Origin of the sequence: Chryseobacterium sp. MEBOG07 (genome assembly GCF_021869745.1) — a bacterium.
GTDB lineage: Bacteria > Bacteroidota > Bacteroidia > Flavobacteriales > Weeksellaceae > Chryseobacterium > Chryseobacterium viscerum.
Map to the genome: position 1 here is coordinate 1,812,390 of NZ_CP084579.1, position 15,990 is coordinate 1,828,379.

At 38.6% G+C, this 15,990-nt stretch carries 14 protein-coding genes and 1 pseudogene; 12 read left to right on the forward strand and 3 right to left on the reverse strand.

Features of this window, described 5'->3' with window-relative positions; genetic code table 11:
• The first annotated feature begins 1 nt into the window (after position 1).
• The 10 genes and pseudogenes from ureC to LF886_RS08370 all read left to right on the forward strand — a co-directional run bounded on the left by ureC (position 2) and on the right by LF886_RS08370 (position 10,742).
• Positions 2 to 1,723, forward strand: a complete 1,722-nt coding sequence (gene ureC, locus LF886_RS08325; RefSeq protein ID WP_236853676.1) for an urease subunit alpha — start codon at positions 2 to 4, stop codon at positions 1,721 to 1,723.
• Between the two features lie 193 nt (positions 1,724 to 1,916).
• The gene (locus tag LF886_RS08330; RefSeq protein ID WP_103232558.1) at positions 1,917 to 2,564 is read left to right on the forward strand and encodes a hypothetical protein; all 648 of its coding nucleotides are present in this window, start codon (positions 1,917 to 1,919) and stop codon (positions 2,562 to 2,564) included.
• On the forward strand, positions 2,554 to 3,063 hold the full coding sequence (gene ureE, locus LF886_RS08335) for an urease accessory protein UreE (protein WP_103232557.1): 510 nt from the start codon (positions 2,554 to 2,556) through the stop codon (positions 3,061 to 3,063). The genes LF886_RS08330 and ureE overlap by 11 nt, the downstream gene beginning before the upstream one ends.
• Before the next feature lies 1 nt (position 3,064).
• On the forward strand, positions 3,065 to 3,754 hold the full coding sequence (locus LF886_RS08340) for an urease accessory protein UreF (protein ID WP_152289878.1): 690 nt from the start codon (positions 3,065 to 3,067) through the stop codon (positions 3,752 to 3,754).
• 263 nt (positions 3,755 to 4,017) lie between these two features.
• Positions 4,018 to 4,656 carry an urease accessory protein UreG gene (ureG, locus tag LF886_RS08345; protein ID WP_103290289.1) on the forward strand — a complete coding sequence of 213 codons (639 nt, stop codon included), beginning with the start codon at positions 4,018 to 4,020 and terminating at the stop codon, positions 4,654 to 4,656.
• The gene (locus LF886_RS08350; RefSeq protein WP_236853677.1) at positions 4,657 to 5,445 is read left to right on the forward strand and encodes an urease accessory protein UreD; all 789 of its coding nucleotides are present in this window, start codon (positions 4,657 to 4,659) and stop codon (positions 5,443 to 5,445) included. It begins immediately after the preceding gene.
• Between the two features lie 32 nt (positions 5,446 to 5,477).
• The gene (locus LF886_RS08355; protein WP_236853678.1) at positions 5,478 to 6,179 is read left to right on the forward strand and encodes a hypothetical protein; all 702 of its coding nucleotides are present in this window, start codon (positions 5,478 to 5,480) and stop codon (positions 6,177 to 6,179) included.
• 280 nt (positions 6,180 to 6,459) lie between these two features.
• Positions 6,460 to 7,283 (forward strand): annotated as a pseudogene (locus LF886_RS08360) (urea transporter).
• 146 nt (positions 7,284 to 7,429) lie between these two features.
• The gene (locus LF886_RS08365) at positions 7,430 to 9,676 is read left to right on the forward strand and encodes a TonB-dependent receptor (RefSeq protein WP_236853679.1); all 2,247 of its coding nucleotides are present in this window, start codon (positions 7,430 to 7,432) and stop codon (positions 9,674 to 9,676) included.
• 175 nt (positions 9,677 to 9,851) lie between these two features.
• Positions 9,852 to 10,742, forward strand: coding sequence for a helix-turn-helix domain-containing protein (locus LF886_RS08370; RefSeq protein WP_103232552.1), 891 nt, complete (start codon positions 9,852 to 9,854; stop codon positions 10,740 to 10,742).
• Between the two features lie 105 nt (positions 10,743 to 10,847).
• On the opposite strand, the gene LF886_RS08375 is transcribed toward LF886_RS08370, so the two are convergent.
• The 3 genes from LF886_RS08375 to LF886_RS08385 form a co-directional block, all read right to left on the reverse strand.
• Positions 10,848 to 11,729, reverse strand: coding sequence for a DNA topoisomerase IB (locus LF886_RS08375; RefSeq protein WP_236853680.1), 882 nt, complete (start codon positions 11,727 to 11,729; stop codon positions 10,848 to 10,850).
• Positions 11,730 to 11,764: 35 nt separating this feature from the next.
• Positions 11,765 to 11,953 carry a hypothetical protein gene (locus tag LF886_RS08380; protein ID WP_236853681.1) on the reverse strand — a complete coding sequence of 63 codons (189 nt, stop codon included), beginning with the start codon at positions 11,951 to 11,953 and terminating at the stop codon, positions 11,765 to 11,767.
• Positions 11,954 to 12,157: 204 nt separating this feature from the next.
• Positions 12,158 to 12,595 (reverse strand): DUF6526 family protein, encoded by a 438-nt coding sequence (locus LF886_RS08385; protein WP_236853682.1) that lies wholly within the window; start codon positions 12,593 to 12,595, stop codon positions 12,158 to 12,160.
• A 175-nt stretch (positions 12,596 to 12,770) separates the two neighbouring features.
• Between LF886_RS08385 and LF886_RS08390 the strand changes: the two genes are divergently transcribed.
• Both LF886_RS08390 and LF886_RS08395 read left to right on the forward strand, forming a co-directional pair.
• Positions 12,771 to 13,877 (forward strand): serine hydrolase domain-containing protein, encoded by a 1,107-nt coding sequence (locus LF886_RS08390; RefSeq protein ID WP_236853683.1) that lies wholly within the window; start codon positions 12,771 to 12,773, stop codon positions 13,875 to 13,877.
• Positions 13,878 to 14,096: 219 nt separating this feature from the next.
• Positions 14,097 to 15,866: an aminopeptidase P family protein gene (locus tag LF886_RS08395; RefSeq protein ID WP_236853684.1), complete on the forward strand. Its 1,770-nt coding sequence runs from the start codon at positions 14,097 to 14,099 to the stop codon at positions 15,864 to 15,866.
• The last annotated feature ends 124 nt before the right edge of the window (positions 15,867 to 15,990 follow it).

Consider the following 15,990-nt stretch of genomic DNA (forward strand, 5'->3'; position numbering starts at 1 on the left):
GATGAGCTTAAACGTAGACAGAAAACAATACGCCAATATATTAGGTCCAACAGCCGGAGACAAAATCAGACTGGGAGATACTGAAATTATCATTGAAATTGAAAAAGATTTCACCCATTACGGAGACGAAGCCGTTTTCGGAGGAGGAAAAACCATACGTGACGGGATGGGGCAGAATGTGAGTGCCAAAAGAGATGAAGGTGTTTTGGACCTTTGTATCACAGGAGCAGTAATCATCGACCACTGGGGAATTGTAAAAGGTGATATCGGAATCAAAGACGGAAAGATTGTAGGAATCGGAAAAGCGGGTAATCCTGATACGATGGATGGGGTAAGTCCTAATATGATCATTGGAGCTTCAACGGAAGTTCATGGTGGAAAAGGATATATCGTAACTGCCGGAGGTATTGATACCCACATTCACTACATCTGCCCTCAGCAGATCGAAACATCCCTGTACAGCGGAATTACAACAATGATCGGTGGCGGTACAGGTCCTAATGACGGAACCAATGCCACAACTGTTACTCCGGGAAAATTCAACATGCAGAAAATGCTTGAGGCAGCAGAAGAATATCCGATGAACCTTGGTTTCTTCGGAAAAGGAAACTGCTCAGCAGAAGAGCCTATCGAAGAACAGGTGGAGGCAGGGGCTTTAGGAGTAAAAATCCATGAAGACTGGGGAGCAACTCCTGCAACCATTGATGCTGCGCTGAAAGTAGCTGATAAATATGACGTTCAGGTTGCCATCCACACTGATACTTTGAATGAAGGAGGATTTCTTGAAGATACCATGAGAGCGATCAACGGAAGAGTAATCCACACTTTCCACACGGAAGGAGCAGGAGGAGGTCACGCACCGGATATCATTAAAGCTGCCATGTATCCAAACGTATTGCCGGCTTCTACAAACCCTACACGCCCTTACACCGTCAATACAATCGATGAGCATTTGGATATGCTGATGGTATGCCACCACTTGAGTAAAAATATCCCTGAAGATGTAGCGTTTGCAGACTCACGTATCCGCCCTGAAACGATTGCAGCAGAAGATATTCTTCATGACATGGGAGTTTTCAGTATCATGAGTTCAGACTCTCAGGCGATGGGAAGACCGGGAGAAGTGATCACAAGAACATGGCAGACGGCAAGCAAAATGAAGGAGCAGAGAGGAGCTTTGGAAGAAGATCAGAATGCGGAAAACGACAATTACCGCGCCAAAAGATACGTAGCTAAATATACCATCAATCCAGCGATTGCTCACGGTATTTCAGAATATGTAGGATCCATTGAAGAAGGGAAATTAGCAGATTTGGTGATCTGGAAGCCTGCATTATTTGGAGCAAAGCCGGAAATGATTGTCAAAGGAGGATTTGTAATCGCTGCTAAAATGGGAGATCCGAATGCGTCTATTCCAACACCTCAGCCGATTATTTACAGAAATATGTTTGGAGCTCATGGAAAAGCCAAGTTTGGTATTTGTGCCAACTTCGTTTCACAGATCTCTATTGATAACGGAACAATTGCTTCTTACAAATTGGAGAAAATGATTCTTCCGGTGAAAAACTGTAGAAATATTTCAAAAGCAGATCTTATTCATAATGATAAGACTCCTCTAATTGAAGTGAATGCTGAAAACTATAAAGTAACGGTAGACGGTGAATATATCACTTGTGAACCGGCAGAAACACTTCCTTTAACACAATTGTATTTCTTATTCTAAGATAAATATTAAAGCAGAGTGTCTGAAAATTAAAACGATTTGTTTTGTCATTCTGAACGAAATATAATGTAGTGAAGAATCTCAATGGGATTATCAAGGAGATTCTTCCTTCGTCAGAATGACATTTTCAGACACTCTCTTTATCAAAATTGATCTGTTAGAATTTTAAAACAATTATAGAATTAAGTTTAGAATGAAATATTTAAATAAAACAGTTTTTTCTTTTGCCATAGCCGGAATATCTATGCTTTCAGGAAATGTAAGCGCTCAGTTTTTAGGAGGACACCGACTGAAAAGTGATGAAGAAGGCCCCAAAGGACAATTTATGGTGTATGGTTCTTTAGACTATTCTAAAATCACAACACCGTCAAGCAGCAGCAGTACCGTTTCGAGTGCACCGCTGGGAGTGGGATACTTCATCAATAATAATGATCTTATCGGAGTCAATTATGCATACTCACAGAATACGGTTGATCACAATGTTGTCTATAAGCAAAATGAAGCAGGTATCTGGTATAGCCCCTCATTAATGCTTGGGAAATACTTTGTATTGATTGGGCAAGTGGATGCCCATTATGTTTGGGGGCAACAGTTGTCAACGGCGGCTGATGCAATGCAGAACTTTAACGGATTCCGTCTTCGTGCCTATCCTCTGATCGGAATTTTATTAGGTGGAGGCTGGGCTCTGAAATTCAAATTTGCTGAACTTTCAATGCTTCAGACCAAGACAAAAGAAGAAGGTTGGACGAAAAGCTATGTAGCAGGAATCAGTGGTTCAACATTCGGAGTGGGTATTTCTAAAAACTTAGACTTCAGAAAAAAATCCAAAAATGATAATTAATCAAATCATAGGCAATCTAACCGAAAATCCTACAGGGAAAACCATAGATTATCTTGATCTGGAATGGTTTGAAACCACCAAAAGAATCCAGCGCAAAAAAACCAGGCAGGGAACTGATGTTGCCATCAAATTTCTTAGAGAAGGGCAGCGTTTGCGTGAAGGAGATATTCTTTTTGAGGATGCCGAAAAAATAATCGCGGTCAATGTTCTGGAAACAGAAGCTATCGTGATGTCACCCGCTTCATTGTTGGAAATGGGTACCGTGTGCTATGAAATAGGAAACAAACATATTCCGCTTTTTATTCAGGAGGATAAAGTATTGCTTCCTTTTGAAATGCCCATGTTCAGATGGTTGGAAGCAAGCGGTTTCAAACCGGAAAAACAATCCGTAAAGCTGCTGAATCTTCTTAAATCTAACGTAGAACCTCACGGACATGGAAGCCTTGGCTCCACAATCTTTACAAAAATCTTAAAAATGGCCGCTCCGAAAGATGAATAATATGAATATAAACTTTCTGTCAGGACTTCTTCATCTCTCTGACCCTACGCTTCCCATAGGGGGCTACAGCCACTCCAACGGACTGGAAACCTATGTGCAGGAAAGAATCGTGCATAATCTGGCAACAGCAAAAGAATTTGTTCAGAATATGCTGGAGTACAACCTTAAATTCAATGACGGAGCTTTTGTTAAAATGGCTTATCAAGCTGCCGAAAATGGCGATTTGCAACAACTGTTGGATTTAGATAACGAATGTAACGCCATAAAATGTCCGAAAGAAATCCGTCAGGCCAGCCAGAAATTAGGTCTCAGACTGATCAAGATCTTCAAAAGAAGAGAAAGTTCCCCTTTGATGGAGGATTTTGAAAAAGCAGTTCAGCATAAAGAAGCCAATTCTCATTACTGTATTGTTTTTGGGGTGTATGCTTATTTAATGAAGATCCCTTTGTATGAAGCACTTCTGGGATTTTATTATACCTCAGTTGCAGGAATGATCACCAATGCCGTAAAGTTGGTCCCTCTTGGACAGCTGGACGGGCAGGATATTTTGTTTTCCCTCTATCCTGTTATGGAAAAAACAGTTGTAGAAACGATAGAACTGGACAGAGATATGGTTGGACTTTGTAATACCGCTTTTGATATAAGGTGTATGCAGCATGAGAGGCTTTATTCAAGGCTTTATATGTCGTAAGGCAAAAGTAAAAAGATAAAAGGGAGGAAAGGCAAAATGATAATGGAAGACAGGGAAAGCTAAGAAAATGAAGAAACTTAAGATTAAATGAATGGGAGGTTTCTTAGCCGAATGAAATGCCTTTGCATCCCTTATAATATTCTCAATTAATAAAAATAAGGAGATCATTGTTAAGTGAAACGCCTTTGCGATCATAACATAATTCATATTAAACAAAACTTAGCACCCATAGCGTTAAAAAAACAATTAAAATTTTAGAAGAAATGGAAAATAGAAAATATATAAAAGTAGGAGTTGCAGGACCGGTAGGTTCAGGAAAAACTGCATTATTGGAACGTTTAAGCAGAAAATTATTCGGGAAATATGATCTCGGAGTGATTACTAATGATATTTACACCAAAGAAGACGCTGAATTTATGGCTAAAAACAGTCTTCTTCCTCATGACAGAATTATTGGAGTAGAAACGGGGGGCTGCCCTCACACTGCCATCCGTGAAGATGCAAGTATGAACCTTGAAGCAGTAGATGAGCTTGCAGCACGCTTCCCGGACATCGAACTGGTTCTTATTGAGAGTGGAGGGGATAACCTTTCGGCGACTTTCAGTCCGGACCTCGCAGACGTTACCATCTTCATTATTGATGTTGCAGAAGGAGAAAAAATACCTAGAAAAGGAGGTCCGGGTATTACAAGATCAGACTTATTGATCATCAATAAAATTGACCTTGCACCGCATGTAGGAGCCAGTCTTGAAGTGATGGAAAATGATGCCAGAAGAATGAGAAAAGGAAATCCTTTTGTATTTACCAATCTTAAAACAGATGAAGGACTGGATAAGGTAATCGGGTGGATCAAAAAATATGCTCTTTTAGAAGAAATTGAAGAACCGAACTTAGTAAGATAGATGGATAGTCGTTTAAGTATTATTGCAGGATTCAAGGGAGGAGAATCCTATGTGAAAGACCTTTATGTCTCTCTTCCTTTCAGAGTAGTTTCTGTAGGACAGCGAAAAAGTGACAAAAAGCTCTATCAGATGGTGATGAGCTCCTCTCCGGGAATTCTGGATGGAGACCACTATCATCTGGACGTTGCTCTTGAAAAAGGAGCTGCACTTCAGCTGCAGTCACAATCGTATCAGAGGCTTTTCAACATGAAAGATAAGGCACTTCAGGAGCTTAATGTAAAGATGGAGGATGAAACTTCTTTTGCCTACGTTCCTCATCCTATCGTTCCGCATGAAGATTCCAATTTTAAGAGTAAAGCAAATATTCACATCGGGGAAAACAGCCAGATCATCATCAGTGAGATTATTACCTGTGGGAGAAAACATTATGGAGAGGTTTTTAAATTAAAACGTTTTCAGAATGTGATGGAAATCTATCATAACAACAAACTTGTAGTGAAAGATAATGTTCTGATTCAGCCTGATATGATTCCGATCAGCAGTATTGGAAATCTGGAACAGTACACTCATCAGGGAACCCTGATCTTCTACAGCACAAAGGAAAATGTAGATAAGAATGGCTTGATTGAAGAGATCGTTGAGGCAGCAGCCCAACATCATGAAGAAATGGAAGTAGGCGTTTCTGCAATGGAAGACAACGGTTTTGTAGTAAGAGCTTTAGGGCATGGAGGGGAAATGATGTACAACTTCTTCCTGTATATTCAGGAAATTCTTTGGTCTTTAGAATAAAAAGGCTCTCAGGTAAAAAAATAAATTAAAAAATGGATAGTACACTTTGGGCGCTTCTTTTGAGTGCCATTTCAATAAGTTTTATACATACCGCTTCAGGGCCGGATCATTATCTGCCATTCATCGTACTCTCAAAATCAAAAAAGTGGAGCGGAATTAAAACAGCCATATTAACGGTTGTCTGTGGATTTGGACATGTTTTCAGTTCTCTGATCTTAGGTTTTATAGGTGTTTTCCTTGGATGGCAGCTGAATAAGATCTCCTGGTTTCAGGATATCAGAGGGAATTTCTCAGGATGGGCACTGCTTATTTTTGGAGGAGTTTATTTGATATATGGTCTCATTCAGGCGATCAGGAACAAACCTCATAAGCATTTTGATGTGATGGGTGATGATGTTTATGTATACGAACATAATCACACAGAAATGGTAATGCCTCAGAAAAGAATAAAAGTGACTCCGCTTGTACTTTTCATGATTTTCGTAATGGGACCGAGCGAACCTTTAATTCCTTTATTATTCTATTCGGGAGTAAAACATTCAATGTCTGAAATTGCTGTACTGGTAACATCTTTCACGATAACTACCGTGTTGACAATGCTTGGAATGGTACTTCTGGGACGTTACGGTTACTCCACCTTATTCAATACTGAAAAACTGGAAAGATATATGGGTGTGGTAAGTGGAGCAGTGGTAACGGTTTGCGGAGTTGGGATGGTCTTTCTTGGATGGTAAACGAGATTCGGGTTTCGGGATGCTGTGTGCGAGTGGTAGAGTTTGAGGGTAAGAGGGTTTGAGAGTTGAACTGTTTAAAGTTCAAGGTTGTTATCCTTTCACTGATAATTGACTATTCACCATTCACTTGCGAAGCAAAATTGGCTCTGCCTCCAATGTCTATCATCTATCCGTCTCTTATCTTAATATCCACAATCATTAATACAATTAAAAAACTATGAACGAATTTTTCAAAAAAATCCCTTTTTTAGATACTATTTTAAAAGGAATAGGGCAGATTATGCTCCAGGAAAACAGATGGACAGGGCTTTTGTTTCTGATAGGCATCTTTATGGGGAGCTGGCAGTGTGGGGTAGGAGTATTGCTTTCGACGGCAGCCGGAACTTTCACGGCGATGAAGCTTGGATACAATAAATCTGAAATCAATGCCGGGTTGTATGGTTTCAGTGCAGCCCTTGTAGGAGTAGCCTTATCTTTTCTATTCGAAACCACATTATTGATCTGGGTTCTTATTGTACTGGGGGAGCATTAGCTGCTGTTATTCAACATTTTTTTATTCAAAAGAAAATTCCGGTCTTTACTTTTCCTTTTATCATCATTACATGGGTGTTGGTATTTACACTTCATCATTTTACCCATATTCCACCATCTGCGATGTTGAGCAGTGAAGTGGTTCCTACGCAATATGACGATTTGCTTTCCTGTACCAATGGTTTTGGTGAAGTAATATTTCAGGGTGGTGTACTTTCAGGAATGATTTTCTTTCTTGCTGTTTTTATCAGCTCCCCGATAGCTGCTTTATACGGATTGGCAGCCTCTATTCTTGGGGCGGGATTATCACAGTTGAATGGAGAACCTGTTAAAGAAATCCACATGGGATTATTTGGATTTAATGCAGTGCTTTCGGCAATCGCATTCTCAGGAGTTAAGAAAACAGATGGGTTATGGGTACTTATTGCTGTTTTGTTAACCATTGTGATTGATGATCTTTTAATAGATAACCATTGCCTGGATATCGTTGGTGGAGTATTTACATTCCCATTCGTAGCCGGAACATGGATTACTCTTTTAATTCAGAAGATATTTCTTAAAGCAAAAGTATAGCGTTGGAGAGTTTTAGTGTAAATCAATTCATTATTTAAAGTTTAAAGATCTTTCACAAAATGATTGAGGATTGACATCCAAGATCAGGTATCTCCTGTCTCCTGTCTCTTATCTCTCCTCTAATTTCTAATTTAACAAAACAAAAAATGAAAATAACAAAAATAGCCGCAGCATTTCTAGTCATGGCATTCAGTGGAAAAATGATGGCGCAGGAAGCAGAAAAACAACTGCTGATCAAAGATGCCGATGACAAATTTCCAATCGCGGATGTTTTAGTAAAATATGACCACGGAAACAGCCATACCCACACAGGAACAGACGGCACATTTGCCATTCCTGTAAAATCTCTTCCTGATACTCTTGTGATCAGTCGTCAGGGATATGATGAGGTAAAATGGGTGGTCGCCAATGATGAAGATAAAAATAAAGTTATTTTTTTACAACATAAGCCGTTTCAGATTTCTGAAGTAGCCATCAATCACAGTTCCTTTTTATCAGCCATTACCAAAGTAGATCTGAACAAATTTCCGGTAAGCTCTGCGCAGGATCTGTTGAGAAAAGTTCCCGGGTTGTTTATTGCACAACATGCTGGGGGAGGAAAGGCTGAACAGCTTTTTTTAAGAGGATTTGATGCCGATCACGGTACCGATGTAAGCGTGAATGTAGACGGAATGCCGGTAAATATTGTTTCTCATGCCCATGGTCAGGGATACTCAGACTTACACTTTGTCATTCCTGAAACCGTTAATAATATTGATTTCGGAAAAGGAGCCTATTATATGGATCGGGGAGATTTTAATACGGCAGGATATGTAGATTTCCAGACGTACAATGGCTTGAAAAACAGTATAATCAAATTGGAAGGAGGATCTTTTAATTCAAAAAGAGTGCTGGGAATGTTCAATATTCTGCATGATGATCTCGGGAGAAAAAATGCCTATATAGCAGCAGAATATAACTATACAGACGGGCCTTTCGATGTAAAACAGAATTTCAACAGAGTCAATATCTTTGGGAAATACAATCAATGGCTTACCGATAAAGACTATTTTAATATCCAGTTTTCAACATTCAATTCTTCATGGAATGCTTCCGGGCAGATTCCAGAACGTGCTGTAGATGAAGGGATCATCGGAAGATGGGGAAGTATAGACCCTACAGAAGGTGGAAAAACATCCAGAACAAACCTGCAGATGAACTTTAAACATATCATTTCTCAATCCGAGCAGATCGATGCTATGGCTTTCTATTCAAAGTATAATTTCAATCTGTATTCCGATTTTACCTTTAATTTAAAAGATAAAGATCATGGCGATGAAATTCAGCAGACCGACGGAAGAAATATTTATGGAGCCGAAGTAAAATATACAAAGACTTTTTCCCTTGCCAACAGCTCTTTGAGCTGGACTTCAGGAATAGGATTAAGGAATGACGACATTAATACTTTACAACTGAACCATGTCTACCACAGAGATCTGCTGCTTGACAGATTATCCGATGTGACAGGAACGGAAACCAATCTTCATGCCTATTCAGGTTTGATCTGGAAAACCGGAAAATGGACCATCAATCCGGCTTTGAGAGTAGATCATTTTATCTTTAATATGCATAATCTTTTGGATGTGGAGCAATTGCCGTCCGGACAATCCAAAGAAGCGACAAGAGTGAGCCCAAAATTGAATTTCTCTTATGCCCAAAATGATAACGTGATGTGGTTCCTGAAAACAGGGATGGGCTTTCACTCCAATGACCTGAGAGTGGTGGTTCCTAATAAAAACGAAAATACTCTTCCTTATTCTATTGGAGCAGATTTTGGGGTAAGGCTGCATCCTTTCAAATCGTTGATCATTACGCCAGCTTTATGGTATATGGATCTTCAACAGGAGTTTGTATACGTTGGGGATGATGCTGTGGTAGAGCCTTCTGGAAAATCGAGACGTTTCGGAGCAGATCTTGGTATTCGTTTCCAGCCATTAGAAAACTTTTATCTGAATGCAGATATCAATTATTCCCATGCCAGATTTATGGAAGAAGAAAAAGGTCAGGACTATGTTCCGCTGGCGCCTGTAGTAACCAGTACAGGATCTGTAAACTGGGATTTCCTGAATGGCTTTTCTTTAGGACTTCAGTACCGATATCTTGGTGCAAGACCAGCAGTGGAAGATAACAGTATCAGAACCAAAGCTTACTTTGTGAATGATCTTATGCTTTCTTACAACCGTCAGAAGTGGGGAGCCAATATTCAGGTCAACAACTTATTCAATGTACAATGGAACGAAGCCCAATTTGCAACAGAAACCCAATTAAAAGGAGAGGCAGAACCTATCACAGATCTTACCTACACACCGGGAAGCCCTTTTGGAGTAAGAGTAGGGGTGTACTATAAATTCTAAGTGGGAGATTGAGAGGGTAAAAGGGTGAGAGGGTTTGAGAGTATAAGGGTTTGAGAGAGGTGAGTGCGAAATACAGCGGTACTCTTTTGCAATTTTGCTTTTTCGCCCTTCTCAGCCGATTCAGTATTGAGTCTTAAAAATATTTTGTATAACTTTAAATAATCATAACAAGGATATGGAAGTTCTATCCAATTTTCAATATAAAAAGCTTTTTCTACCGAATATCACGGACAAGATATTAGCCAATAATGCTGATCTGCAGCTGTATCGGATAGAAAACTATCTTAAAGGGATTCTAATGCCGGTGATTCCGTACCGTACAACGTTTAATTTTATTATTTTCGTTACCAACGGTCATATCAGACAATATCTTGAAAATAAAGAATATCACGCAGAGAAAGGAGGGGTTATCTTTATAAAACAAGGCACCATTACAGCAACAGTCGAATTATCCGACGATATCGAAGGCTTCTTCCTTGCCTATGAAAATAATATTCTGTCCGAACAGGAACTGCCTAAACATAAAAGCAGTATTTTTTTCATGACCCCTTTTCTGAATCTTGACAGCCTCACCTATGGTACCATTACACAGCTTCTTCCGATTATGGAGCAGGAATTATGGTTGAATAACCTCAATGTCAATGATGTAGTAGTCACTATGCTTCATCTTATTTTAATCAAGATTCTGAGTACAGATTCTGATACCCATCATAAATCTGCGACAAGACCTATGGAACTGTCTCTTCAGTTTCGGGATCTTTTGTTTAAATATCATGTGGTGGAAAAACGGGTGGCATTTTATGCTGATAAACTCTCTGTGACAGAAAGTTATCTGAATAAATGTGTAAAAGGGGTAACTCAGAAGTCACCAAAACAGTGGATCAATGAAATTGATATCAATTACAGCAAGGCACTCCTTCATTCCAGTAAAGATATCGCGGAGATCGCGTATGAGCTGAATTTTCATACGGCCTCCCATTTTACGCAGCTTTTCAAAAAAATTGCAGGGATTACCCCGAAGGAATACAGAACCCAGTTTTTGAACAATAATAGAATATCTGTGTAGTGATGCTGGAGGCGGGATGTCAGATGCTGGAAGCAATGAGGTGCAAATATTTGTCAATAGAACGAATTAAAACTTCAGTCTACCAGCTTCCATTCTACCAGCTTCCTACATTCTCTCGTTTTCCAGAATTTTGAGAACCAGTTTCTCCTCTCGGGTCAGATCAGTTTTCCCGTCATTTTCTTCAATGACCTCCAGTTCATCAAGATATTTTTTGATGGTATTGTTTTCGTAAAGATTGATGACTAAAGGGTGAACGTAGTATTTTCTGCATACAGCTGTTGTATTTCCCAAATGCTCAGCAACAATATCAAGCGCTTCTTTTACCTTCTTTTTATATTGGGTGTCATTTTCTGCATACCCTATTTCTTTAAAAGCAATCAGAGCGCTTACCGTTCCGGACCAGGTTCTGAAATCCTTAGCGGTAAAATCTTCACCACTGAGCTCTTTAATATAATCATTCACCATCCCGGAATCTATAGAGTGGAGATTTCCTTCATCATCAAAATACTGAAAAAGTTCTTTCCCCGGAATATCTTTACACTTCTGAACGAGCCTTGACAATCTTTTACTCCGAAGATCAATACGATGCATAATCCCTTTTTTCCCTTTAAAAGAAAAAGTAATTTTCTGCCCATTCACCTTCACATGTTTGCCTTTCAAAGTCGTCAGGCCAAAAGAACCATATAGTTTTTCATAAATGGCATTGCCGATACGGATGTTGGTTCTCTGCATAAGGCTTACAATTAAAGCCAGAATTTTCCGCTTCTCAAAATTTCGCACAGCAAGGTCCTGTTCTACTTGCAGCCGGATGTCCGGTAATGCATATCCGAACTGAAGCATTCTGTAAAATTTCGTATGATTTCTTAAAGCGTTCCAAAGAGGATGGTAACGGTATTGTTTCCTTTGTTTGGCATCAAAACCTGTCGCCTGCAGATGTCCGTTTTCCAGAGCACAGATCCATACATTTTCCCAGGCAGGCGGAATCACCAGCTTGTTGATTCTTGTAATTTCCTCCTTATTACTTATTTTTTTCCTTCCTTATAATAGGAATATTTTTTTCCTGTTTTCTTACGGATGATTCCGGTGGTTTCCGCATCGGTGGTATATACAAGATGTACCGCCTTTGCAGAAGCTTCCGGATCCTTCATGATTTTAACAATTTTTGAAGGCTTCAGGTGAGAAATGATCTCCAGATCTGTATTCTTCTCCATAAAGCATGGTTAGGAGTTTTTACCCCTCGAAAATATCAGTAAAAGAATCACTACTATCGCACAGACTAGGATGATTCCCCACCACATTCCTGCCTTAAAAATTGTTTCTACTGCCTCACAGCTTGTTAACATCAACAAGCATAATATCGTAATACTGTATAAGCTTAATTTTTTCATAGGTATATATTTGTTTGAGTGTGTTGGTTAAATTCTCAGCCGATCAGCTCTCCAGTTTTTAATAGACCTTTTAATTTCGTCTCCTGATATGTTTTCATGAAGAGCCCTGTATAAAAGCTCCTTGAATTCATCATCATAGGTAAATCTCAATGCAGCAATCTGATCGAATTTCAGTTTTTCAGCAACTTCATCAGATCTTTTATTGAAAATCTCAAAATAACGCTGTTTAAACTCCAGGATCACCATTCGGTTTTGAAGTCCCAGAGCATAATGCTGCCGTGTCATGAATGCCAGATAGAAAAGCAGAAAGATTACAATAGAAAACAGAATCCAGGTTAGCTTATTTTCCGGATCATCCCAGATTTTATAAATTCCGAAAATCTCTAATATGATGAGTAAAGGAAGATAAATAAAATGATGAGGTGGATAAAATTTCCTGTGGTTATTGTAGTTTTGCTGTTTCATGAAATAAAATGTAGCAATAATCTTTCCAAAAAATTGTTATTTTGATAATGTGGTAGCTTTTTTATACTTTAAAATAGTTTGTTTTATGAAATATGTTTGGGATTTTAATGTTTTAAAAGATGTGTTTTTTTGATTTATAAACCGAAATGTTTTTAACTTTCGGAAAACTATTTCAATGAAAAATATCTTATTTATTATAAGTATGTTGTTCTTTTCAATAGCTCTCTTTTCCGGGCAAAATCATAAAAAAGAAGTTCTGGAGTATCTTGCAAAAGAAATGAAAAAGGAAAAGATTCCCGGACTTCAGATTGCTGTTGTTAAGGATAGCAAAATCTTGTTTTCAGAACCCTTGGGGACAGCCAATGTAGAGTTTTCAGCTCCTGTTACACATAATACAATATTTTCTATCAATTCTATTGCTAAAATATTTACCGCTGTTGCTATTATGCAATTGGTAGAAAAGAAAGATCTTGAAATTGAAAAACCCATTTCTGTTTATTTGGATCATATACCAGAAAACTGGGGGAGAATTACCACCAGACAATTACTGAGCCATACTTCAGGTTTACCGGATATTGAATCAGAAAACGGAGACGGTTTGATTAGTGACAAAGGACAGGATTCTTCATGGGTGAAAGTTCAGACTTTACCACTATTGTCTGATCCTGGAGAGAAATTTAATTATAATGCTACTAATTATCTTGTCTTACAGAAGATCATTGAAAAAATAGGAAAACTTCCTTTTGAAGAGTGGGTCGAAAATGGTCAATTTAAAATAGCCAAAATGAATAATACAAAATATGGAAACTCATATGATGTAATGAAAAATAAAGCTCCCACTTATAGTTTTTATAGGTTGGATAAAGCAACAGGAAAACATCTCAAAGGAAATAAACTCAGAGAATTGTATGAGGATTTTCCTACAAGTTTCAGAACAGATGCAGGAGTTTTTACGAGTGCCGGTGATATTGCACAATGGATCATAGCATTACAGGATGGTAAATTTTTGAAGCATCAGGAAAATATCAGAAAAATGTGGATACCCGTGCCATTAAATAACGGAATTTATGAAGGTTTTGGAGGATTATTAAATGCTTATGCATTGGGCTGGCCGGTTATCAGGAGAGACGTTCATTTTGCCGTTTCAGCTCTTGGAGGAGGACGTGCTTCAGTAAATATTTATCCTGATGATAATTTGGCAGTGATTCTGCTGACCAATCTGACCGGAGTTGAAACCTATACTATAGCCGATAATATCTCAAAAATGTTTTTTAAAAACTAAAGCTTGCCATTTAAAATAAGAAAATACTATAAAAATTTTGGTAAAATTTATAGTTGCATAATTGAGGTTGTTTAAAATAAAACATAAAAAAACAAATTACAGTTTCGTTGTAAAAGGATTCCTTTAAAAAAGATCAGATTATTAAGGAGAATAGGGAATATATTTAATCTGCCGACATCAAATTTTTCGTAACTTTCGGTGTTTAAAAAAAGAAAAAGAATGACTTCAAAGGAAAAAGTTGCTGCGCTTCGTGAAGAAATGCAGAAAAATAATGTTGATGCATTTATAGTATATTCTGCAGACCCGCATATGAGCGAATATCTTCCTGAACAATGGCAGGAGAGAGCTTGGTTATCAGGGTTCTTAGGTTCTGCCGGTTTTGTGGTAGTTACCAAAGACAAAGCTGGACTTTGGACAGACGGAAGATACTTTACACAAGCAGCTATTGAGCTGGATGGTTCAGGAATCGACCTTTTCAAGGACGGTATGGAAGGTACTCCTAATTATATCGACTGGATCATTTCAGAAATCCCTGCCGGTGGTAAAGTGGCGGTAAATGCTTTGGCAGCTTCTAATGCCAACTGGGAACTGCTTACTCAAAAATTTAATTCAAAAAATATTACGCTGGTAGATTCTCCGCTTTTAACAGAAGTTTGGAAAGAAAGGGGAACTCCATCTGCCAACCCGATCTTTGTACATCCGATAGAAAGAGCTGGTAAATCGGTGTCTGATAAACTTTCTGCCATCCGTCAGAAAATGGAAGAGCAGGAAGCTACCGTACACATTATATCAAGTCTGGATGATGTAGCATGGACATTGAACCTGAGAGGAAGCGATGTAGAAAGCAATCCTGTATTTTTAGGATATATCGTAATTACTAAAAACGATGCAGTTCTATTCACGGGATTAGAAAAAATGGAAGTGGGGGCAAGAAAACAAATGGATGACTCCTTTGTAAAAATGATGCCTTACGAAGAATTCTACAATTTTCTGAAGACATTCAAGAATGAAAAAGTATTGGTTTCTCCAAATACCAACCAACAGATCTTTGCAACATTACAGGCCGAAAACCAGTTTATCAAAGCTCCGGTTCCCAGTAATCTGATGAAAGCCCAGAAAAATGAGGCTGAGCTGGAAGGTTTCAGAACCGTAATGGTAAGAGATGGTGTTGCGATGGTGAAATTCCTTTATTGGTTAACGCACAATGCAGGAAAAGAAACTATGAATGAATATTCTATCGGACAGAAACTGAAGGGTTTCCGTGCAGAAGGAGAAAATTTTGTAGGAGAAAGTTTCGGTTCTATCATAGGATATAAAGATAACGGTGCTATCATGCACTATTCTGCCAAGAAAGAAGGAAGCAAAGAAGTAACCAATGAGGCTACCATCCTGGTAGATTCAGGAGGTCAGTACCTTGAGGGGACTACAGATATTACAAGAACTTTTGCATTAGGAACGCCTTCTGAAGAGTTTAAAAGAAATTCAACATTGGTATTACAGGGATTAATCCGTCTATCCATGGTGAAATTCCCGAAAGGAACAAAAGGAGTGCACCTTGATGCCATTGCAAGACTTCCGTTATGGATGGAAGGGAAAGATTTCAACCACGGAACAGGGCATGGGGTAGGAAGCTTCATGAATGTACATGAAGGGCCGCAGAATATCAGAAAAGATCTGAATCCTCAGGATCTTCTACCAGGAATGGTTTGTTCAAATGAACCCGGGTATTATCTTGAAGGGCACTATGGAATCCGTCATGAGAATCTGATTGCAGTAAAAGAAGCCGAAAAAACAATTCACGGAACATTCTATGAATTTGAAACGCTTACATTCTGCCCGTTCTTCAAAGATACAGTGGCAAAAGAAATTCTTTCAGAAAGTGAAATTGCTTGGTTGAATGGTTACCATAAAACCTGTGAGGAAAAACTAGGTCCTTACCTGGAAGGAGAAGTTAAAGAATGGTTCTTACAGCTGGTAAGCCCTCTTTAATAAAGTGAATCAGGGTGAAAGTGAATGACAATCATAACTTTAAACCTTGAACTTTAAACAATAAAAAAGAATATTGTTAGATAAACTAAAGTCCTGTAAGGTATGTCCTGCAGGGCTTTTTTGT